The sequence below is a fragment of the Pseudolysinimonas sp. 10J20-29 genome (assembly GCF_055809595.1).
Genome location: NZ_CM147917.1, coordinates 2,275,440 through 2,293,513, shown reverse-complemented (window position 1 = coordinate 2,293,513; position 18,074 = coordinate 2,275,440). Strand labels below are relative to the sequence as shown.

17 protein-coding genes and 1 tRNA gene are annotated in these 18,074 nt (G+C 70.2%); 12 read left to right on the top strand and 6 right to left on the bottom strand.

What is annotated here, in order from left to right:
- Position 1: 1 nt before the first annotated feature.
- Complete coding sequence (locus AC0L6Y_RS11065; protein ID WP_473552301.1) at positions 2-145, bottom strand: hypothetical protein; 144 nt, start codon at positions 143-145, stop codon at positions 2-4.
- Between AC0L6Y_RS11065 and ptsP the strand changes: the two genes are divergently transcribed.
- From ptsP to AC0L6Y_RS11010, 11 genes are all read left to right on the top strand, one after another.
- Positions 144-1,814: a phosphoenolpyruvate--protein phosphotransferase gene (gene ptsP, locus AC0L6Y_RS11060; RefSeq protein ID WP_473552300.1), complete on the top strand. Its 1,671-nt coding sequence runs from the start codon at positions 144-146 to the stop codon at positions 1,812-1,814. The two genes, AC0L6Y_RS11065 and ptsP, sit on opposite strands and share 2 nt — an antisense overlap.
- Before the next feature lie 50 nt (positions 1,815-1,864).
- A complete protein-coding gene (locus AC0L6Y_RS11055) occupies positions 1,865-3,394 on the top strand; it encodes a PTS mannitol transporter subunit IIBC (protein WP_473552298.1) in 1,530 nt (509 codons plus the stop codon).
- Positions 3,395-3,415: 21 nt separating this feature from the next.
- Complete coding sequence (locus tag AC0L6Y_RS11050) at positions 3,416-3,853, top strand: PTS mannitol transporter subunit IIA (RefSeq protein ID WP_473552296.1); 438 nt, start codon at positions 3,416-3,418, stop codon at positions 3,851-3,853.
- A complete protein-coding gene (locus AC0L6Y_RS11045; protein ID WP_473552293.1) occupies positions 3,850-5,010 on the top strand; it encodes a mannitol-1-phosphate 5-dehydrogenase in 1,161 nt (386 codons plus the stop codon). The genes AC0L6Y_RS11050 and AC0L6Y_RS11045 overlap by 4 nt, the downstream gene beginning before the upstream one ends.
- Positions 5,011-5,265: 255 nt before the next feature.
- Positions 5,266-6,516 (top strand): GAF domain-containing protein, encoded by a 1,251-nt coding sequence (locus AC0L6Y_RS11040; protein WP_473552291.1) that lies wholly within the window; start codon positions 5,266-5,268, stop codon positions 6,514-6,516.
- Positions 6,517-6,525: 9 nt separating this feature from the next.
- A complete protein-coding gene (locus AC0L6Y_RS11035) occupies positions 6,526-7,152 on the top strand; it encodes a hypothetical protein (protein WP_473552290.1) in 627 nt (208 codons plus the stop codon).
- 399 nt (positions 7,153-7,551) lie between these two features.
- Positions 7,552-8,724 (top strand): efflux RND transporter periplasmic adaptor subunit, encoded by a 1,173-nt coding sequence (locus AC0L6Y_RS11030; protein WP_473552288.1) that lies wholly within the window; start codon positions 7,552-7,554, stop codon positions 8,722-8,724.
- A 56-nt stretch (positions 8,725-8,780) separates the two neighbouring features.
- The gene (locus AC0L6Y_RS11025) at positions 8,781-9,434 is read left to right on the top strand and encodes an ABC transporter ATP-binding protein (RefSeq protein ID WP_473558474.1); all 654 of its coding nucleotides are present in this window, start codon (positions 8,781-8,783) and stop codon (positions 9,432-9,434) included.
- A complete protein-coding gene (locus AC0L6Y_RS11020; RefSeq protein ID WP_473552286.1) occupies positions 9,431-10,663 on the top strand; it encodes an ABC transporter permease in 1,233 nt (410 codons plus the stop codon). Before AC0L6Y_RS11025 ends, AC0L6Y_RS11020 begins: the two co-directional genes overlap by 4 nt.
- 29 nt (positions 10,664-10,692) lie before the next feature.
- A complete protein-coding gene (locus AC0L6Y_RS11015) occupies positions 10,693-11,547 on the top strand; it encodes a hypothetical protein (RefSeq protein WP_473552284.1) in 855 nt (284 codons plus the stop codon).
- Between the two features lie 3 nt (positions 11,548-11,550).
- Complete coding sequence (locus AC0L6Y_RS11010) at positions 11,551-13,383, top strand: efflux RND transporter periplasmic adaptor subunit (protein WP_473552282.1); 1,833 nt, start codon at positions 11,551-11,553, stop codon at positions 13,381-13,383.
- A 418-nt stretch (positions 13,384-13,801) separates the two neighbouring features.
- Here the strand turns inward: AC0L6Y_RS11010 and radA are convergent, their stop codons facing one another.
- The 3 genes from radA to AC0L6Y_RS10995 form a co-directional block, all read right to left on the bottom strand.
- The gene (gene radA, locus AC0L6Y_RS11005) at positions 13,802-15,154 is read right to left on the bottom strand and encodes a DNA repair protein RadA (RefSeq protein ID WP_473552280.1); all 1,353 of its coding nucleotides are present in this window, start codon (positions 15,152-15,154) and stop codon (positions 13,802-13,804) included.
- A gap of 377 nt (positions 15,155-15,531) precedes the next feature.
- Positions 15,532-16,005: an SRPBCC family protein gene (locus AC0L6Y_RS11000; protein ID WP_473552278.1), complete on the bottom strand. Its 474-nt coding sequence runs from the start codon at positions 16,003-16,005 to the stop codon at positions 15,532-15,534.
- Entirely contained in the window at positions 16,002-16,379 is a 378-nt protein-coding gene (locus AC0L6Y_RS10995) for an ArsR/SmtB family transcription factor (protein ID WP_473558471.1), read from the bottom strand. The genes AC0L6Y_RS11000 and AC0L6Y_RS10995 overlap by 4 nt, the downstream gene beginning before the upstream one ends.
- Before the next feature lie 104 nt (positions 16,380-16,483).
- Between AC0L6Y_RS10995 and AC0L6Y_RS10990 the strand changes: the two genes are divergently transcribed.
- A tRNA-Ser gene (locus AC0L6Y_RS10990) sits at positions 16,484-16,574 on the top strand.
- Positions 16,575-16,718: 144 nt separating this feature from the next.
- Here AC0L6Y_RS10990 and AC0L6Y_RS10985 read toward each other — a convergent pair.
- Positions 16,719-17,699: an SRPBCC family protein gene (locus tag AC0L6Y_RS10985; RefSeq protein WP_473552276.1), complete on the bottom strand. Its 981-nt coding sequence runs from the start codon at positions 17,697-17,699 to the stop codon at positions 16,719-16,721.
- Positions 17,700-17,710: 11 nt separating this feature from the next.
- Positions 17,711-18,055, bottom strand: a complete 345-nt coding sequence (locus AC0L6Y_RS10980) for an ArsR/SmtB family transcription factor (RefSeq protein ID WP_473558467.1) — start codon at positions 18,053-18,055, stop codon at positions 17,711-17,713.
- Between the last annotated feature and the right edge of the window lie 19 nt (positions 18,056-18,074).

Below are 18,074 nucleotides of genomic sequence, written 5' to 3'. Positions count from 1 at the left end.
TTCACTTTCTCACGACGCCCGTCCCAACACAAACAAAAGTTTGATTTTCTGCTTTTCTTTTTGGAATTGTTTGTTTGAGTCGAGTAATCCGTGTAATGTCGCCGGAAAGGCCCCCACCGCCCGGATCGATGAAGGAGTCATCCATGCCAGAACTTCACGGCATCGGCATTGGCCGGCGCGTGGCTGTCGGCCCCGTCCTGCGCATGGCCGCCCCGCTCGAGGCGCCGACCGCGGACCCGCTCGAAGGCGATGCCGCCGACGCGATCGCCGCCGTCGATGCCGCCGTCGCCCAGGTGGCCGAAGACCTCGTGTTCCGCGGCTCCGTCGCGGGCGGCGACGCGCGCGACGTGCTCGAGGCGCAGGCCCTGATGGCGAAGGACCCCGCGCTGCGCGACCTCGTCGTGGCGCGCATCGAGAGCGGAACCAACGCCGAGCGCGCCGTCTACGAGGCCTTCGACGAGTTCAAGCAGATGCTCATCGGCCTCGGCGGCTACCTGGGCGAGCGCGCCGCCGACCTCGGCGACGTCGCCCAGCGGATCATCGCGCGCCTGCGCGGCGTCGCCGCCCCGGGCGTTCCCGAGTCGACGACTCCCTACATCCTCGTGGCCGAGGACCTGGCCCCCGCCGACACCGTGCTGCTCGATCTCGACATCGTGCTCGGCCTCATCACGCGTGAGGGCGGACCGACCTCGCACACCGCGATCCTCGCCCGCGCGCGTTCGATCCCCGCGATCGTCGGCGTCGCCGGCGCCGAGGCTCTCACGGACGGCCAGCAGGTCGTGCTCGACGCGGGAGCCGGCACCGTCACGGTCGAGCCGGACCCGGAGACGCTCGACACCGCGGCGATCCGCATTCGCGAGCTCGCGGCCATCGCGACCGCGCCGATCACGCCCGGTGCGCTCGCCGATGGAACGGCCGTGCCGCTGCTGGCGAACCTCGGCTCGTCGAAGGACGCCGCCGCGGCGGTCGAGCTGGGCGCCGAGGGTGTCGGGCTGTTCCGCACCGAGTTCCTCTTCCTCGACTCGACCGAACGGCCGAGCGTCGAGACCCAGACCGAGCAGTACCGCGACATGCTCAGCCACTTCCGCGGCAAGAAGGTCGTCGTGCGCTGCCTGGATGCGGGCGCCGACAAGCCGCTGCCGTATCTCACCGCTGACAACGAGGAGAATCCCGCCCTCGGCCTGCGCGGCCTGCGCGCCCTGCGCGAGCACGAGGAGATCCTGCGCGACCAGCTCACGGCGCTCGTCAACGCTGAGGCCGCGGTCGCCGCCGACGGCGAGCCCGCCGACCTCTGGGTGATGGCGCCGATGGTCGCCGACGCCGAGGAGACCGAGTACTTCGTCACCCTCGCGCGCGAGATCGGGCTCAAGACCGTGGGCGTCATGGCCGAGGTTCCGTCGCTCGCGCTGCAGGCCGACTCGGTGCTCGCCGAGTGCGACTTCGTCAGCATCGGCACCAACGACCTGACCCAGTACACGATGGCCGCCGACCGGATGCTCGGCAGCGTCGCGCATTACCAGGACCCGTGGCACCCCGCGGTGCTTCGGCTCGTGAAGATGCTCGCCGACGCGGGCATCGCCGCCGGCCGCCCGGTGGGCGTCTGCGGCGAGGCCGCTGCCGATCCGCAGCTCGCCGTCGTCCTGGTCGGGCTCGGTGTCACGAGCCTGTCGATGACCCCCGCCGCCCTCGCCGAGGTGCGTGCGGAACTCGCGCTGCGCACTCCCGAAGATGCGCGGCGCCTCGCGGAGGCGGCGCTTGCCGCTCCGAGCGCTGCAGCGGCCCGTGCCGCCGCCACGATTGTGCCGACGGCCTAGTCGGACCCCCTGCACCATAGCCACCACACAACACAAGGAGAGACACCACCATGACAACGACGTCAGCCGCACCGGCCGCCACGGGCGGCGGTGCACGAGTGCGCGTGCAGCGATTCGGCACGTTCCTCTCGGGCATGATCATGCCCAACATCGCGGCCTTCATCTCGTGGGGCCTCATCACCGCCTTCTTCATCCCCACCGGATGGGTCGGCAACCAGAGTCCCGTCGAGGCCTGGCGCTGGGAAGGCTCGCCCATCATCGGTGGTGGCGAGTTCGACGGCGTCACCTATGAGGGTCTCGTCGGACCGATGATTCTCTTCCTGCTTCCCCTCCTGATCGCATTCACCGGCGGAAAGATGGTCTACGGCCACCGCGGTGGAGTGATCGGTGCGGTCGTGGCGATGGGTGTCATCATCGGCGCCTGGGGAACCCCGATGTTCCTTGGTGCGATGATCACCGGTCCGCTCGCGGCCTACATCCTGAAGCAGCTCGAGAAGCTGTGGGACGGCAAGGTCAAGGCCGGCTTCGAGATGCTGATCGACAACTTCTCGTCCGGCATCCTCGGCTTCGGCCTCGCGCTCGCCGCGTTCTTCTGGATGGCTCCGGTCGTGCAGTGGATCGCCGACGTGCTCGGCAACGCGGTCGGCTGGCTGATCGACACCGGACTCATCCCGCTCGCCTCGATCATCGTCGAGCCGGCGAAGGTGCTGTTCCTGAACAACGCCATCAACCACGGTGTGTTCACGCCGATCGGAACCGAGCAGGTCACCGAGGCGGGCAAGAGCCTGCTCTTCCTCGTCGAGGCGAACCCCGGCCCGGGTGCCGGTCTGCTGATCGCGATCACCCTGTTCGGTGTCGGCGCCGCGCGTGCGACCGCTCCGGGTGCGCTGGTCATCCAGTTCCTCGGTGGCATCCACGAGGTGTACTTCCCGTACGTGCTGGCCAAGCCGGTCCTCATCCTCGCGATGATCGCCGGTGGCGCCACGGGCGTCCTCACCAACGTGATCTTCGACTCCGGTCTGCGTGCTCCGGCATCGCCCGGATCGATCTTCGCGGTGCTGATCCAGACGGAGCCCGGCAGCTATGTCGGCGTGATCCTCTCGGTCATCCTGTCGGCGAGCGTCACCTTCGTGGTGGCGATGCTGATCCTGCTGGCGAGCCGCAAGCGCGACCTCGCCAACCAGGAAGCTGAGGCTGCCGCGTTCGGCGCGGCCGTCGCGCAGACGGAAGCCAACAAGGGCAAGTCCTCCGCGGTGCTGGGCGGCCTCGTCGCCAAGCACGAGGGCGGGGTTCACAACGTCGTGTTCGCATGCGACGCTGGCATGGGATCGAGCGCCATGGGCGCCTCGGTTCTGCGTCAGAAGCTCAAGAAGGCTGGCGTCACCGATGTCACGGTCACCAACAAGGCGATCGCGAACCTCGACGGCACGGAGGATCTGATCATCACGCAGGCAGAACTCACCGACCGTGCGAAGCACGTCAACCCGTCGGCCGTGCACGTCTCGGTTGACAACTTCATGAACAGCCCGAAGTACGACGAAGTTGCTGAGATGCTCAGCAACAAGCCGGTTTCGAGCTAGGCACACCGAGAAAGGTTCCCCATGTCACGTCAGATCCTGTCGATCGACCAGATTCGCACCGACGGCAAGGCCACCACCAAGCTTGAGGCGATCCGGGAGGCGCACGAGATCCTCGCGGGAGTCGGCGCGGTCAGCGCCGCCTACCTGCCCGCGATGATCGAACGCGAGAAGACAGTGTCGACGTACATGGGGAACCTCCTCGCCATCCCCCACGGCACCAACGAGGCGAAGGACGAGATCCTCGAGTCCGCGCTCTCGTTCGTGCGCTACGCCGAGCCGATCGACTGGGACGGAAACCCCGTCCGGTTCGTCGTCGGCGTGGCGGGCAAGGGCAACGAGCACCTCGACATCCTCGGTCGCATCGCGATCGTGTTCTCGGACGAGGACGAGGTGGCGGCGCTGGAGAACGCGGCGTCACCCGCCGAGGTGATGGACATCCTCTCTGAGGTCAACGCGTGACCAGCGAGTCGGCGGGGACAGCCGTCCACTTCGGGGCCGGCAACATCGGTCGCGGCTTCGTGGGGCTGCTGCTCCACGAGGCCGGCTTCCGGCTGGTCTTCGCCGACGTCGCCAGCGAACTCATCGCGAGCATCAACGCCGCAGGCGCGTATCGGGTGCTCGAGGTCGGACCGGGAGCGCGCGACCACGACGTCTCCGGCGTCTCGGGCATCGACAGCGGCGCGGATGCCGAGGCGCTGTTCGATGAGATCTCGCGCGCGACGGTCGTCACCACCGCCGTCGGCCCCAACATCCTGCGCTTCGTCGCTCCCGCGATCGCCGAGGGCATCGCGCGCCGCGCCGACGACGCCCCACCGCTTGTCGTGATGGCGTGCGAGAACGCCATCAACGCGACCGATCGGCTGCGCGAGGAGATCGTCGCGGCCCGCCCGGACGTCGCACTCGACGGCCGCGCGGTCTTCGCCAACACGGCCGTGGACCGCATCGTGCCCGGACAGCCCGAGGGCCAGGGTCTCGACGTCACCGTCGAGGCGTACTGCGAGTGGGTCATCGAGCAGCCGCCGCTGGCGGGGGCCGACCTCGACATCCCCGGCGCCACCTTCGTCGACGAGCTCGGGCCGTACATCGAGCGCAAGCTCTTCACCGTCAACACCGGCCACGCCACGATCGCCTATCACGGCGCGCAGGCGGGGGCCGAGACGATCGCCGAGGCGATCGCGTTGCCCGCCGTCGAGGCCGAGGTGCGCGCCGTGCTCGCCGAAACCGCGGCACTCATCGTCGCCAAGCACGGGGTGGATGCCGAGGTGCAGGCCGCCTACGTCGACAAGAACGTCGTGCGCTTCACCAACCCGAACCTGCCCGACACGGTGTGGCGGGTCGGCCGTGAACCGCTGCGCAAGCTCTCGCGGCACGAACGCTTCATCCGCCCCGCGGCGGAGATCGCCGAGTCCGGAACGCAGCCTGAGGCGCTGATTCGCGCCGTCGGAGCTGCCCTGGCCTTCCGCTCCGACGACGACCCGCAGGCGGTCGAGCTCGCCGCGCGTCTCGCGACCGTCGCCGCCGGCGGCGAGACGGCGGAAGCGTTCGTCGAGAGCGTCACCGGCATCGGCGACGGGCATCCGCTCTTCCCCGCGCTCGTCGCGCTCGTTCGCGCGTAGTTCCGCGGACCGCCGCGGCCGCGGTGTGCTGTGCTGTGCGGCACTGTTCGTCGACGCGCTCGCGGGTGCGGCGCAAGCTCGGGTGCTCAGCGTTCCTGCTCGCCGGGTGCCTGGATGACGCATCACGGTCGGCGTCGCGAGCGGCACTCGAAGTCGAGCATCCCTTTCGGGCCTCCCGCATAAAATCGAACAAGCAGGGGGTCGAGATCGCGAGGGGCGGTTCGGGATCGTCGACCACCAGGGGGATGAATTGCCGTGAAGACCGATCCATGGACCGCGCTGCGGGCGCCGGTGCGCGCCTGGGCGGCATGGCGCGCCCAGGAACTCGTTGACGTGCCAAGGCCGCGCGATACCGCGCGGTCGCATACGCCGGGCCCGGACGCGGTCGAGGTGCTGGTGGTGGGCTCGGGTGCCGCGACCGGCTGGGGAGTCCTGACCCACGACCTGAGCCTCGTGGGCGCGCTCTGTCGCGCGATCGCGCAGCGTCGGCGCGGCGGGGTCACCGCCACCGGAGCCGTCGACCCCGACATGCGGATGCGCGACGCCACCGGCGTGCTGCAGGCGCGATCGCTGGATGTCTACACGATCATCGGCCTGGTGCTCGGCGTCAACGACGTCCTGGCGCTGACCTCGCGCCGGGAATGGCTCCGCGGCCTCGCCCGCGCGCTCGACGAGATCGAACGGCGTCGCTGCGCCGATTCGCAGGTCCTCGTGACCGGCATCCAGCCGCTTCAGGCGATTCCCGCATTCGCAGGTCCGGTCGCGCGCGTCCTGCAGCGGCGAGCCCGTCAGCTGAACGAGCTCACGCGCGCCGAGTGCGCGCGGCGACGCGGCGTGACATTCGTCGACCTGCCCCAGACGCCGGGCGACATTGAGAACGTCTACGGCGACTCGGCGCGGTACGCGTTCTGGGCGGAGGTGATGGCCGCCGGCGTGGCCTACGAAGTGCTCGGCGCGACGCCGCCGAGCGCCCACCGTCAGGATCCCTCGCAGCGCAGTCGCGCCCTGGAGCAGATCGGGATCGCGGGCACCGAGCCCGAAGAGCGCTTCGACCGCATCGTCCGCGCGGCCCGATCGGTCTTCCGCACGTCGCATGCCGCCTTCACCGTGGTCGGAGTGGGGCGCCAGTGGTACAAGTCCCTCATCGGTCCCACCCTGGCCGCGCACTCCCTCGACGACTCGTTCTGCTACCGCCTGATCGGCGACGGCGGAGATCCGCTCATCGTGCCCGACGCGTCGCACGACGCCCGGTTCGCGACCAACGCGTATGTGACGGGGAGCCCGGGACTTCGGTTCTACGCCGGCTACCCGGTGCGGGCGCCCTCGGGCGAGCCGATCGGCGCACTGTGCGTCTTCGACGTCACGCCGCGCGACATCGAGACGATCGACGTCGCGAGCCTTCGCGAGTTCGCGCTCATGGTCGAGGCGGAACTCGCCGACCAGCTCGTCACCTCGGTTTCGGGCAGACCCGCGCGGCAGACGGAGTGGCCGCGGCGACGGCGTTAACCTGTCCGCATGTCGACGCTCCGTCATCCGGTCGGCCCGCAGCCGCCCTCGGTGTACTGGCGACGGCGCGTGGTCCTCGGACTCGGCCTGCTCGCCGTCATCGTCGTGATCGTGCTGATCTTCGTCCGCCCGGGCGCGGGGGAGCCCGCCAGCAGCCCGGCTCCGACCGACACGAGTGCGCCCGCGGCCACGGATGCGGCGACCGCCGACCCGTCGGCTGACCCGAGCGAGATCGCGGCGTGCGACCCGTTGATGGTGCGGCTGACGGCGATCACCGACGCATCCAGCTACGGCAACTCCGAGCAGCCGATGCTCTCCATGGAGATCGAGAACGTCGGCACCGCGGCATGTAGCTTCGACGTCGGCACCGGCGCGCAGGAGTACGTGATCACGAGCGGCAGCGAGCAGATCTGGAGCTCGGCGGACTGCCAGGAGGATCCGACCGAGTCGGTCATCGCGCTGGAGCCCTCGCAGACGCTCGCCACGACGCCGTTCGGGTGGGACCGCACCCGGTCGTCGACGGACACCTGCTCGGGCTCGCGGCCCGAGGTCATCGCCGGCGGTGCCAGCTACCACCTCACCGTGAAGCTCGGCGAGGCCGAGTCGGCCGAGACCAAGCAGTTCCTCCTCAACTAGCGGGGTCTCGATACGCCGACGGCGTCGGCTACTCGACCGGCACAGTTGCAGCGGGTTGAGTAGGCGCTCCGCGCCGTATCGAAACCGCGTCGCCGTGCGGGCGCTGGTCTCGATACGGGCGCTGCGCGCCCTACTCGACCGGCAAGGTCAGTGGGTTGAGTAGGCCGCAGGCCGTATCGAAACCGCGTCGCCGCGCGGGCGCTGGTCTCGATACGGGCGCTTCGCGCCCTACTCGACCGGCGGGAACCTGAGCGGGTTGAGTAGTCGCGAAGCGACGTATCGAAACCCCACAACCCCCGCTCACGGCTGTTTCTCAGGAAGCCGAACGATCTCGCATAGACCCCGACCGTACTTTTCGGGTCATGCATCCCGCGCAGTCTGCGCGGTCGAGAGGAGATCATGAACTTCCGCAGTGCCTTTGCGCACCTTCGCCGGCGCCGGTGGATCGTCATCGGCGCAGCCGCCGGTGCCGCGCTCGCCGCAACCGCCATCGTCGTCGTGACGCTGGTGGTCCCCGCGACCGCGTCCTCGAGCGACGAGACGATCACGACCACGGCCATCGCCAGCCTCGAGACCCTCGACAAGAGCATCTCCACCTCGGGCACCCTCACGCCGCTCGTCAACGAAGAGGTCTCGTTCGCGGTCTCGGGCACGGTCACCAAGGTCTCCGTCGAGGAGGGCGACATCGTGGAGGAGGGTGACACCCTCGCCACCGTCGACACGATCAGCCTCGACGCGGCGCTGCTGCAGGCGAAGGCCGATCTGGCGAGCGCGGAGGCGAAGCTCTCCGACAGCTACGACGAGAGCGACGGAAGCACCGCCGATCTGGCGCAGATCGCGGCGAACGCGGCCGCGGTCGAGGTCGCCGAAGCGGCGGTTGAGGATGCCGAAGACGCGGTCGATGACGCGACGCTCACCGCTCCGGCGGCGGGCGTCATCACCTCCGTCGGGGTCGAGGTCGGCGACGCGGTGGGCTCCGCCGCGGGCGGCGGGACGACCGCGGCGTTCACCATCGTCGGAACGGATGCCTGGGCGGTCGACGTGACCGTCGGCGAGGCCGACGTCACGCTCATCGAGGTCGGCGACCAGGTCGAGCTCGCGACCGACGACGGCGTCGCGTTCTTCGGTGTCGTGAGCGAGGTCGGCATGCTGCCCTCGACCGACACGGGTGCCGCCGCGTACCCGGTCAGCATCGACGTCACCGGCACCGCCGAGGGCCTCTTCGACGGCATCTCGGTGACGGCGGAGATCATCTACGAGCGACGCACCGACGTGCTGACCGTCGCGAGCGCCGCGGTCACCACCGACGGCGAGACGAGCACCGTCACGGTGATCACGGCGGACGGCGAGCAGGTCGTCACCCCGGTGGAGGTCGGCGAGACGGTCGGCAGCCTCACCGAGATCATCTCCGGGATCGCGGAAGGCGACGAGGTGCTTGTCGCGACCTTCACCCCGGGCGAGGGCAACGCCGGCACCGCCGAGGGCGTCACCGGCGACGTCGGACCAGGCGCCGGCGGCACCGGCACGGCGGGCGAGCGTCCCGACTTCGGCGGACAGGCACCGGGCCAGTGAGCGCGGCCGTCCACGACACCTCGGGTCCCGTCATCAGCCTCGACCAGGTGCGCAAGATGTACCGCACCGGCACGGTCGAGTTCGAGGCGCTGCGCGGCATCGATCTCACGATCGAACGCGGCGAGTACCTCGCGATCATGGGCCCCTCCGGCTCGGGCAAGTCGACGCTGATGAACATCCTCGGATGCCTCGACACCCTCACCGCGGGCTCCTACCGCCTGGCGGGAACCGACGTGCGCGACCTCGACGAGGCCGACCTGGCACGCATCCGCAACCGCGAGATCGGCTTCGTGTTCCAGGGCTTCAACCTGCTGCCGTCGCTGTCGGCCTGGCGCAACGTCGAGCTGCCGCTCGTCTACGCCGGCGTCGACCGGGATGAGCGGCGCGAGCGCGCCGAGCGGGCGCTGGAACGCGTCGGTCTCGGCTCGCGGCTGAACAACAAGCCCGGTGAGCTCTCGGGCGGCCAGCAGCAGCGCGTCGCCGTCGCGCGGGCGCTCGTCGGCGAGCCGACGATGATCCTCGCCGATGAGCCGACCGGAAACCTCGACTCGGTCTCGACCGAGGACGTGCTCTCGCTGTTCGACGAGCTGCACGAGGCGGGTCGCACGATCGTGCTGATCACCCACGAGGAAGAGGTCGCCGAGCGTTCGCGCCGTGTGGTGCGGGTGCGCGACGGACTCATCCAGTCGGATGTGGAGGTCGCCGCATGAACTGGAGCGAAACCCTCTCGACCGCGTGGTCGGCGGTGCGCGCGCACCTGCTGCGCTCGATGCTCACCGTGCTCGGCATCCTCATCGGCATCGCCGCGGTCATCCTCACCGTGGGCCTGGGCCTCGGAACGCAGAAGGACGTCAGCGAGTCGATCAGCTCGCTCGGCAGCAACCTGCTGATCGTCTCGCCCGGATCCTCCACCGACGCCGCGGGCGCCCGGGGCGGCTTCGGAACCGCCACGACCCTCACCGCCTCCGACGCCGAAGCGCTCGACTCCGAGATCAGCGCCCCCGACATCGCGGGTGTCGCCGCCGAGAAGGCGAGCTCGTTCTCGCTCGAGGCCAACGACACCAACTGGACGACGACCGTGACGGGCACGACCGAGTCGTGGCTCGAGGTGCGCTCCCGCGAGCTGGCCGTCGGCGAGTTCCTCACCGATGAAGACGTGGCCGCCACCGCGAACGTGGTCGTGCTCGGCTCGGAGACCGCCGACGAGCTGTTCGGCACCACCAACGTGGTGGGCCAGACGGTCGAGATCGACGGCACCTCCTTCGAGGTCATCGGCGTGCTGGAATCCGCGGGCTCCGACAGCTCGACCAACCTCGACGACATGGCGATCGTGCCGCTGTCGACCGCCTCCGATGTGCTGTCGGGCGGACCGACCGCGACCGCACTGACGACGATCTACCTGCAGGCCGAGTCGGCCGAGCAGCTGTCGGCCGCGTACCAGGAGGCCGAGACGATCCTGCTCAACCTGCACGGCATCACCTCGGCCGACGACGCGGACTTCGACCTGTCGAGCCAGGACGCGCTCGTCAGCACGGCGACGGCGATCTACCAGACCCTGACGATTCTGCTCACCGGCATCGCGGCGCTGTCGCTGCTGGTCGGCGGCATCGGGGTGATGAACATCCAGCTCGTGTCGGTGACCGAGCGCACCCGCGAGATCGGTCTGCGCAAGGCACTTGGCGCTCCGCCGTGGGCGATCCGACGCCAGTTCCTGGTGGAGGCCGGCATCCTCGGCCTCACCGGCGGCGTGCTCGGCGCCGGACTCGGCGCGCTCGCCACGATCACCCTCCCGGGAGTGATCGGCAGCTCGATCGTGCTGTCGCCCACCGCCGTCGTGATGGCGATCGGCGTCTCCCTCGCGATCGGCCTGGTGTTCGGGGTCTACCCGGCGACCCGGGCCGCCCGCCTCGCCCCCATCGACGCACTTCGCACCGAATGACCCCCGTGACACCTCAAAGGACACCCACCATGACAACACCCCTCCGCCGCCGCGCCGCGCTTCCGGTCTTCACCGTGTTCGCGCTCGGCACCACCCTGGCGCTCGCCGGATGCGCCACCGCCGACACCGCCGACACCGTCGAAGAGGCGGTCGAGGCAACGGACACCACCGCCGCGCAGGCCGCGCCGGAGCGGGTGGCCTCCGGCGTCACCGGTGAGATCGCGTACGTCTCCGACGGCCTGATGCAGGTGCAGGACACCGAGTCGCAGACGGCGGTCTCGTATACCGACGACACCACGATCACCGCGCAGGTCTCGGGTTCGCTCTCGGATCTGGAGGTCGGGGACTGCGTCTTCGTGACGACGGACGCCGACGACACCACCCTCGCCACGATGGTGACGGTGACCGCTGCGGTCGACGGCGAGTGCGGCATCGCCGGGCTCGCGGCCGGCGGGGGAGCTCCCGCCGACGGGGCGGCTCCCGGGGGCGACGCGCCCGCCGACGGCGCGGCTCCGGAGGGCGAGGCCCCGGCGGATGCCCCCGAGGGGGCCGGCGAGGGCGGAGCGCCGACCGGGTTCGCCGCGGTCACCGCGGGAACCGTCTCGGCGGTCGACTCGAGCGGCTTCACTGTCGAGGCGACCGGCCAAGACGACGCGACCACGTTGACGACCCTCACCGTGACGGAGGCGACGAGCATCCTGGTGACGGTCGACGCCGACACGTCGGCGCTGGTCGTCGGCCAGTGCGTCACCGCGCAGGGCGAGGCCGACACCTCGGGCGGCTACGCGGCGGCCGCGCTCGTGGTGAGCGAGCCGGGCGACGAGGGCTGCGAGCACGCGAACGGCGGCCGCGGGCGGCCAGCAGCGTCCCGATGCGGGGGGTGACCGGTGAGCCCCCTGACGCCGCGCGCGGCGCTCGGGCGAGCGGGCGCCTGGTGGCAGAGTTCGGTCATCCCGCGCCTGAAGGGCGTGACGTGGAGCCGACGCCGCACCGTGATCGCCGGCGCCGCCGGACTCGCGATCGTCGTCGGCGGGGCGAGCGTCGCCTGGGCCGGCGGCTCCGACCCGAGCAGCTACCGCACGGCGACCGCCGCCACCGGCGCGATCGAGGAGGAGCTGGACCTGATCGGCACGATCGAGTCGGCGAACCGTCGCGACGCGAGCTTCGGCGTCGGCGGTGAGGTCGCCACGGTGAACGTCTCGCTTGGCGACACCGTCGAGGCCGGCGATGTGCTGGCCACGCTCGACACGAGCGATCTCGAGGAGGCCGTCGAGGCCGCCGAGGAACGCGTCGCCTCGGCGGAGGAGGCGCTCGAGAGCGACCTCGAAGCGCAGTCGAGCGTCGCCGAGCAGGAGGATGACGAGGACACCTCGAGCGACGCGTCGGCCTCGACCGGCTCCGCGCCGTCGGGGGCGGGCGAGAGCTCGGCGGATCCGGCGATCGAGGCCGCGGTTCGCGACGTCCAGAACGCGCAGGAGCAGCTGCTCGCGCTGATCGAGGCGGCCTCCGAGTCGCTGACCGCCGCAGACGCCACCGTGACGGACGCGACGGAGCTGTGCCAGCCGTTCCTCGACGCCGAGCTCGAGGGTGCGGAGGATTCCGAGGCCCACCCGGAGGCGGACGCGGTGTCGGGCGAGGAGTCCGGTTTCGCTGCCGCCGACGACGAGGCGGAGGAATCCGATGAGGAGTCGGAGCCGCTGACGCTCGAGGCGGTGCAGGAGCTCTTGGTGACGTGCCAGGAGGCGATCACCGGCGTCGCTGACGCGCAGGCCGTCACCCAGGCCGCGCAGGAGGCCGTCGCTGCGGCGATGACCGAACTGGATGCGGCGATCACCGCGCTTCAGGAGGCGGTCGCGGCGAGCACGACCACGAGCAGCGCACCGAGCGACTCGTCGTCGGGATCGTCCACCACCAGCACCTCTTCGGGCGCCTCGTCGGCGGGCGGCATCGCCTCGGTGCCGAGCGCGGCCGACATCGTGGCCGACTACGCCGCGATCGAGGTGGCGGAGGCGAACGTGCTGATCGCCGAGCAGTCCCTGGCGGCGGCCGAGCTGACGGCCCCGATCGACGGCACCGTGGCGCTGGTCGCCTTCGAGGTGGGTGACACAGTCGCGGCGAGTTCGACGACGGCGGTCATCACGATCCTCGGCGACGACGGCTACCTCATCGAGACGACCGTCACCCTCGCGGAGGTGCAGAAGGTCGCGGTCGGACAGGTCGCCGATGTCACGATCTCCAGCTCGGGAGAGCACTACCCGGCGACGGTCAGCTCGGTCGGGTTCGTCAATGTGGCGACCGATTCGGCGACGCCCTCCTACGCGATCACGATCTCGATCGACGCGGGCGACGAGGTGCTGCTGATCGGGGCGGCGGCGCAGGTCGCGGTCTCGGTGGCGACCGCGGATGGCGTGGTCGTGATCCCGATCTCGGCGCTGCACCGCTCGGATGCCGGCGACACGGTCTCGGTGCTCGACGGGGGCGAGCTCGTCACCGTGCCGGTCGAGGTGGGAGCGATCGGCACCGACCTGGTCGAGATCATCTCCGGCATCGCCGTCGGCGACGAGGTGGTGATCGCGGATCTCACGGCCGCGACCGAGGAGGCGACGGCCGAGACCACGGGTCTCACGGATCTCGGGGGGACGACCGAGGAGCCGGGCGGCGAGTTCGGCGGCACGCCGCCGACCGACGGCGGCCCGCCTGCGGGAGCCGGCGGGCGCTGAGCCCGCCGCGCGGCCCACTCGACCGGGAGCTGAGACCCGGTCGAGTGGGCCGTCCCCGCGGGTTGAGTAGCCCGCAGGGCGTATCGAAACCGCGTGAGCGGGTTGAGTAGCCCGAAGGGCGTATCGAAACCCCTGAGTCGCGCGCGAGCTGGTCTCGATACGGTCGCTGCGCGCCCTACTCGACCGGCAAGTCCAGCGGGTTGAGTAGTCGCGAAGCGACGTATCGAAACCGCGGAGGGATGCGCGGGGTGGGTCTCGATACGCCCGCGTTGCGTGCTACTCGACCGGCAAGTCCAGCGGGTTGAGTAGTCGCGAAGCGACGTATCGAAACCGCGTCAGCGGGTTGAGTGTCGCGTCAGCGACGTATCGAAACCGCGTCAGCGGGTTGAGTGTCGCGTCAGCGACGTATCGAAACCCCCTAGAACTCCGGCACCCCCGCCGGCGTCGCCCGATCGGCCGCCGCGAACGCCCGCCGCAGCGCTTCGCGCAGCGGCCCGGCCTCCTGGTCGAGCACCGTCGAATACCCGAGCCGCCGTGCCTCACTGGCGCGCTGCTTCGCCGCCGCGACGGGCCGGATCTCCCCGGCGAGGCTGATCTCGCCGACCGCCGCGAGGGTCTGCGGCAGCGCCACGTCTTTCACCGCGCTGGCGATGGCGAGCGCGATGGCGAGGTCGGCGGCCGGTTCGACGAGCCGGATCCCGCCGACGGTCGAGACGTACACATCCATCTGACCGAGCCGCAGCCCGCAGCGCCGTTCGAGCACGGCGAGCAGCATCGCGACCCGCGAGGAGTCGACGCCGCCGACGACGCGGCGCGGCTGCGGGGCCTGGGTTCCGACGACGAGTGCCTGAACCTCAACCGGCAGCGCCCGACGTCCTTCGAGGGCGATGGTGACGCAGGTGCCGCTCACCGGCGTGCCGCCGCGCGAGAGGAACAGGCCCGAGGGGTCGGGCACCTCGGCGATCCCGTCGCCGGTCATCTCGAAGCAGCCGACCTCGTCGGTGGGTCCGAACCGGTTCTTGAGCGCCCGCACGAACCGCAATGAGGTCTGGCGGTCGCCCTCGAAGCTGCACACCACATCCACGAGGTGCTCCAGCAGACGAGGGCCAGCGATCGAGCCGTCTTTGGTGACGTGCCCGACGAGCAGCACCGGAAGTCCGCGCTCCTTGGCGACGCGGATCAGCGTGCCCGCGACCTCGCGCACCTGCGCGGGCTGACCGGGCGCGCCGTCGCTCATCGCGCTGGACACGGTCTGCACGCTGTCGACGATGAGCAGCTCGGGCTTCACGGCGTTGACCTGGCCGAGGATGGTGGCGAGGTCGGTCTCGGCGGCGAGGAACAGTTCGTCGTGCAGGGCGCCGGTGCGCTCGGCGCGCAGTCGCACCTGGGCGGTGGACTCCTCGGCGCTCGCATAGAGTACGCGGCGGCCGGTGGCGGCGGCGCGCGCGGCCGCCTCGAGCAGCAGCGTCGACTTGCCGACACCCGGCTCGCCCGAGAGCAGGATCGCGGCGCCGGGCACGATGCCGCCGCCCAGCACGCGGTCGAGCTCGGCGATGCCGGTGCCCCAGCGCGGCACGGCGTTCGTGTCGAGCTCGGTGATCGGGCGGGCGACGCGGGCCGCGCTCACGCTCGCCGCGGCGACGGCGCTGCGGGGCGCATCCGCTTCGGCGACGGTGCCCCAGGCCTGGCATTCGGGGCACTGGCCGTACCACTTGGCGCCCGTCCAGCCGCAGTCGGTGCAGCGGTACGCGGCGGATGCGGGGCGAGCCATGCGGACAGCCTAGGCGCGGCCGCCGACGCCGCCCGCGCGCCGCATCTGCCGTCCGACGCCGCTCGCCGGTCTGCCCCCGCCGTCGCTCGCCGATCCGTCGCCGCCGCCCGCCGTGCCCGCCGCGTGACGAAATGCAGGAGATCCTGCGCGCGTGGGGCCAGCTGCCGGGGCTGAGCTGCGCCCGCATCCCCGTTTCTCCTGCATTTCGTCAACGGGGCAGCGGATGCGGCGGCACCGGGCAGCGGATCGGGCGGCACCGGGCGGCACGGAGCAGCGGATGCGGCGGGAGGCGGGACGGCCAGGTGCGCCGACGCCGGGGGACCGCGCCGCGACCCGGCGCGCCGACCGCGCCGCGACGTGCGGCGCGGTCGCGCGGGTCAGCTGGCGGCGAGCACCCCGTCGAGCTTGTCGTAGGACTCCACCATGCCGACCTCCATGCCGCTTTCGATCATGCCGTCGCGCGCTTCGAGGCTGGGGAACGTCGACTGTCCTTCGATCCGGGTGCGGCCGTTACCGAGGTCGATGAATCGGTTGGTTTCCATCGTGACGACGTCGGGAAAGCCCTCGAACTCGAAGGTCTGAATCGTGAGGTCGTTCTCGCGCACCACGTGGTAGACCCCGTTGAAGGCGTACTCCTCCCCGTCGTTCTTGTGCAGGTAGCGGTACGCGCCGGCGGTGGCGAAGTCGTAGCGGTCGATGACCATCTCGTAGCCTTCCGGCGCGAGCCACTGCTTCGCGAGCTCGGGGTCCTGGTGCGCGCGGAACACCGCCGCAACGGGGGCGTCGAACTCGCGCTCGAACATGACGAGGGGCAGGCCTTCGGGGGCGTTGACGGTCAGTGCGTTGCTCATGGCTTCTCTCCTGGTGTTTCGGTCGTGTCGGTGTTCGAGGTGTCGCTCAGCTGCGCCAGCACCCCGTCGAGCGCGCGGAACTGGCGCTCCGCGTCGAGGCGGTAGCGGTCGATCCATGCCGTGAGGCGTTCGAGCGCGGCGGGGTCGAGGTGCACGGGGCGCCGTTGGGCATCCCGTGTTCTCGTCACGAGGCCGGCCTGCTCGAGCACCGAGATGTGCTTCGAGACGGCCTGCACCGTGATGGCGAAGGGCTCGGCGAGTTCGTTGACCGTGGCCGGCCCGCGACTCAACCGCGCGATGATGCTGCGTCGGACCGGATCGGCCAGGGCCAGGAAGGCCCGGTCGAGCTGGTCGTTCGCGTCGCTGGTGCCCATCATCTCCTTATTCAACTGTTCGGTTGAATACGAGATTAGGACGCTTGCATGGATGTGTCAAGCACGATTCGGCATGACCGTCACCCTGCGTTAGGATGGTCGGCGGTACCGTGTCCGAGCGGCCGAAGGTGCAACTCTCGAAAAGTTGTGTGGGCCTTAAACCCACCGTGGGTTCAAATCCCACCGGTACCGCCACTGTCTTGAATTCGGACACAGAAAAGCCCTCGAACCTCTCGGTTCGAGGGCTTTTCCGGTTCCGCGGGCGATCTGCCGCAACCGGCAAGGGTCTCGATCTGGCCGCGCACTTCTCACGGGGTCGACGGTGGCGGGCTCGAAGGCCTACGCCGTGACCGACTCCAGCAGGCCCTCGAGCCGCGCGTAGCTGGTCTCCATGCCGCCGGTCATGCCGGTCGCCAGCACCGCGTCGCGCTGCGCCGCATCCGCGTAGGTGATGACGATCGACAGCAGCGTGCCGCCCGCGACGGGTGTGAGAGTGAGCTCGTTGAGGGTCGCGGGGAAGTCCATGCCGATCATCGCCTCGGTGGTCACCGCACGATAGGGCGCCTCCAACTCGAGCAGCTCGCCGGTGAAGCCGAAGCCCTCGCCGCCGCCGTCCGGCTCCCAGACATAGCGGTAGCTGTCGCCGACGGCCGTCGCGATCTCGCAGACGGGCATGGTCCAGCCGTCGGGGCCGAGCAGCCACTTCTGCATGGTCGAGGCGTCGTTGTGCGCGTGCCACACCTGCTCGACGGTTCCGCGGATGACGCGGGACACCCGCACCTGCCTGTCGCCGAGCAGCTGCGCCTCGGCGGCACGGTCGGAGGCGAAGGCGGCGAGATCGGCGAGCACGTCGTCGATCTGCGCCATGGCCGCCGTCGTGCCCTCGAGCACCCCCATCGCGAGGAGCTGTTCGAGCTGTTCCAGCGTGTCGAAGCTCGTGACGGTGGTCAGGCGTGAGCCGGTGTCCGTCGCCTCGAAGGCGAAGGTCGCCCGCATCCTCGGCATCTCAGTGTTGGGTGTGCCGGTCTCGTCGGCGAAGCCGTTGACGATGGCGAAGAACGCCGGAGCTTTGACGTCCGTCCATTCCCAGAATCCGTAGTGCTCGTCGCCGTCCGGCCCGGTCATCTTGTAGATGCTGCGGCCGCCCACCGCCGCATCGTGCCGCAGGAACGTCGCGGGATACGTCGGAGGGCCCCAGAATCGTTCGATCTGGCGCGGGTCGACGTAGGCATCCCACAGTCGGGCGAGGGGCGCGGTGAACTCCGCGACGATCGTGAGGGTGAGTGCGTCGAGGTCTTTCTCGACGGAGGTGACGGGCATGATCGCTCCTTCTAGTTGTCGTGGTCTTCTTCGAGCAGCGCGTCGAGGCGGTCGATCCGGGAGCGCCAGACGTGTTCGAACTGGGTGAGCAGGCGCTGCGCCTGGCGGATGCGGTCGGGATTGCCCCGCACCATCCGCTCCCGGCCGCGCGGTTGCTTGGTCACGAGCCTCGCCTCCTCCAGCACGGCGACGTGCTTCTGAACCGCGGCGAACGACATGGCATACGCGTCCGCGAGTTGCGACACCGAAACGTCGGCAACGAGCGTTCGGCGCACGATGTCGCGTCGCGTCGCGTCGGCGAGAGCCCGGAAGATGCGGTTCACGTCGTCGTCGGAGAGTTCAAGTTCTACAACCATTTGGTTGCACGATACGCCT